1 protein-coding gene, 1 pseudogene and 1 other annotated feature are annotated in these 3,112 nt (G+C 44.8%); the gene and the pseudogene both read left to right on the plus strand.

Annotated elements, in window-relative coordinates; genetic code table 11:
- Positions 1-214, plus strand: a 214-nt coding sequence (locus AC075J_RS02820; RefSeq protein WP_476389958.1) for a hypothetical protein, incomplete at its 5' end; no start/stop codon positions are given.
- A gap of 73 nt (positions 215-287) precedes the next feature.
- Positions 288-522 (plus strand) — a binding site (T-box leader).
- Between the two features lie 173 nt (positions 523-695).
- Positions 696-3,112: pseudogene (locus tag AC075J_RS02825) on the plus strand (valine--tRNA ligase); the annotation flags it as partial.

Consider the following 3,112-nt stretch of genomic DNA (forward strand, 5'->3'; position numbering starts at 1 on the left):
GCATCAGCTGATCGAGATGTCCCAGATTGATAAAATCTGCTGGGGATGTGATACATGGACAGTAGAGGAAAGTTATGGCTCCCTTCTTGCATTCCGTTTTTCACTGTGTAGTGTTCTGAGAGAAAAAATAGAGGACGGATATCTTTCCGTAAATAATGCAAAGGATATTATCGATAAAATTTTGTTCGACAATGCGGGAAAAATATACGTATGACACCAGATAAATTTGTGAAATCCGGAGAAACGTTCTTGACAAGAAAGCCTTTTTTCATTATAGTAGAATCCAGAAAAAGGCTGTGAAAAAGAGGAGTAGGCGGTAATGCCCCACAGAGAGGGAAGCTTATAAGCTGGAAGGTTTCCCGGGAACAGAAGCGCTGAAGGTAGCTTTGGAGCCGGGAGGCTGAAGTGAGTGTGTATGAATCATATCAGAGTTATATACGCGCATGGTAGGTTTTCACGTATCCCGCGTTAAGGGAATGAGAGACAAACTAAGGTGGTACCGCGATCTATGTCGCCCTTTGCACGTATAATGCGTGTGAGGGGCGTTTTTTATCGAATAAGTTTATGACACAGTTATCTGGCTGGATGCGGAAAGCGAAGTCAGTATGCTTATTTGTTTGGTTGTCAGGGTGACTGCTTTATAACGGAGTAATCCGTAGATACTTTAGTTTCAGATATATAATTAGGAGGACATTATGAGCAAAGAACTTGCAAAAACCTACGATCCTAAGGGAATCGAAGAGCGTCTTTACACAAAATGGATGGACAATGGATATTTCCATGCAAAAGTAAATCCGGACAAGAAACCGTTTACCATTGTTATGCCGCCGCCAAACGTAACCGGCCAGCTTCACATGGGACATGCGCTGGATGAAACCATGCAGGATATCCTGATCCGTTTCAAGAGAATGCAGGGCTATGAAGCATTATGGCAGCCGGGAACTGACCATGCAGCTATCGCTACAGAGGTTAAGGTTATCGACAAGCTGAAAAAAGAAGGTATCGACAAACACGATATCGGCCGTGAGGAATTCTTAAAACATGCGTGGGCATGGAAAGAGGAGTACGGCGGAAAGATCATCAATCAGTTAAAGAAACTGGGTGCTTCCGCAGACTGGGGAGAGAGAACGTTTCACAATGGATGAGGGATGTTCCAAAGCAGTACAGGAAGTATTTATCAAATTATATGAAAAAGGCTATATCTACAAAGGTTCCAGAATCATCAACTGGTGTCCTGTATGCCAGACTTCCATCTCTGATGCAGAGGTTGAGCATGAGGATCAGGACGGATTTTTCTGGCACATTAATTACCCGATCGTAGGGGAAGAGGGACGTTTCGTAGAGATTGCAACTACACGTCCGGAAACCCTGCTGGGTGATACTGCTGTTGCCGTAAATCCGGAAGATGAGCGCTACAAGGATCTCATCGGCAAGATGCTGAAGCTTCCTCTCACAGACAGAGAGATTCCGGTGATCGCCGATGAATATGTAGACAAAGAATTCGGAACAGGATGTGTAAAGATCACACCTGCCCATGACCCTAACGACTTTGAGGTTGGACGCCGTCACAATCTGGAAGAGATCAACATTATGAATGACGATGCGACCATCAACGAGCTTGGCGGAAAATACGCTGGTATGGATCGTTACGAAGCACGTAAGGCAATGGTAGCAGATTTGGAAGAACTTGGACTTCTGGTAAAAGTAGTTCCTCACAACCACAGCGTTGGAACTCATGACCGCTGCGGTACAACGGTAGAGCCTATGATCAAGCCACAGTGGTTTGTAAAGATGGACGAGATGGCAAAGGCTGCGATCAAAGCTCTGGATGACGGAGATCTGAAATTCGTTCCGTCCCGTTTTGACAAGACGTATCTTCACTGGCTTGAGAATATCCGCGACTGGTGTATTTCCAGACAGTTATGGTGGGGACACAGAATTCCGGCTTATTACTGTGATGAGTGCGGTGAAGTAGTTGTTGCAAGAGAAATGCCTGAGAAATGCCCGAAATGCGGATGTACACATCTTCATCAGGATGAGGATACACTGGATACCTGGTTCAGTTCTGCATTATGGCCATTCTCCACACTTGGCTGGCCGGAGAAAACACCGGAACTGGAATATTTCTATCCGACAGATGTACTTGTTACAGGATATGACATTATCTTCTTCTGGGTTATCCGTATGGTATTCTCTGCTCTGGAGCAGACTGATCAGGTTCCGTTCCATCATGTACTGATCCATGGTCTGGTACGTGACTCCCAGGGACGTAAGATGAGTAAGTCTCTTGGAAACGGTATCGATCCTCTGGAAGTTATTGATAAATACGGCGCAGATGCTCTTCGTCTTACTCTGATGACAGGTAATGCACCTGGAAATGATATGCGTTTCTACTGGGAAAAGGTAGAAGCAAGCCGTAACTTCGCAAACAAGATCTGGAATGCTTCCCGTTTCATCATGATGAACCTGGAAGGCAAGACAGTGACAGAGCCGGAGAACTTAAATAATCTCTGTGCAGAGGATAAATGGATTCTGTCTCACTTAAATACAGTGATCCGCGAAGCTACAGAGAACATGGAAAAATATGAACTTGGTATTGCAGTACAGAAGGTTTATGACTTCCTGTGGGATGAACTCTGCGACTGGTATATTGAGATGGCTAAGGTTCGTCTGTGGAAGGCAGAGGAAGATCCGAAGGCAGCAAATGATGCACTCTGGACATTAAGAACAGCGCTGACAGAAGGCCTGAAGCTTCTTCATCCGTATATGCCGTTTATCACAGAGGAAATCTACTGCACACTTCTTCCTGAAGAAGAGTCTATTATGATCTCCGAATGGCCTGTATACAGAGAAGAGAGAAACTTCCCGGATGCTGAGAAAGCAATCGAGGGCTTCAAAGAGGTTGTAAGAGGTATCCGTAATACCAGAACAGAGATGAATGTTCCGAATAACCGCAAGACAAGCCTGCATATTGTGGCAAAGGATGCTGAAACAGCAGCAATGTATGAGAACAGCAAGAAATCCTTTGTAAATCTTGCATTTGCAAAAGAGATTCTGGTACAGACAGACAAGAACGGAATCAGTGAAGATGCAGTTTCAGTAGTTGTTTCCA

The sequence above is a fragment of the Blautia sp. ZXY-1-C6 genome, from assembly GCF_056339875.1.